Consider the following 480-nt stretch of genomic DNA (forward strand, 5'->3'; position numbering starts at 1 on the left):
GAGCTTTTGAAGTGCGTATAGTCTTAAACCCTTCACCTCTTGTTCCAAACGCATCAGATCGGCAAAATAGCGCTCATTTTTGGCGGTCAGTTCGTCGTTTGCCTCTTTTAATCTCTGAATCTGATTTTCGAGAATGAGATTTTCTTTGTGTAATCTCTCCTTGTCAGCCATCGCTGTTTCAAATAGCTCTTTCCAATGCTCGACTTCTTTGTCCTTTTGCTCTGCTTCATGAACAAGTTTTTCGTAATCCCTTGATAGTTCCTCGAACTTTGCCTTGTAATCAACATTGATGTATTTCACTTCAAATGGTTGCTTCAATTTCAATTCCTCTAGCTGCCGTTTCAATTCATCACGCTCGGCCACGACTTCCTCATACTTCGCATATGCAATCACTTTCGGCTTTTGTTGTTCCATCGTATCCTCTCCCTTCAAAATATCATCAAGCTTTTCGCCGTTTTTATATCGTTCAAGCTGTTCCGG

General features: G+C 41.2%; 1 pseudogene. It reads right to left on the reverse strand.

Annotation, left to right across the window (positions count from 1 at the left end):
• Positions 1-414, reverse strand: a pseudogene (locus DSM465_RS0117990) (hypothetical protein); the annotation flags it as partial.
• Positions 415-480 lie beyond the last annotated feature (66 nt).

The organism is Geobacillus thermodenitrificans subsp. thermodenitrificans DSM 465 (assembly GCF_000496575.1).
Taxonomy (GTDB): domain Bacteria; phylum Bacillota; class Bacilli; order Bacillales; family Anoxybacillaceae; genus Geobacillus; species Geobacillus thermodenitrificans.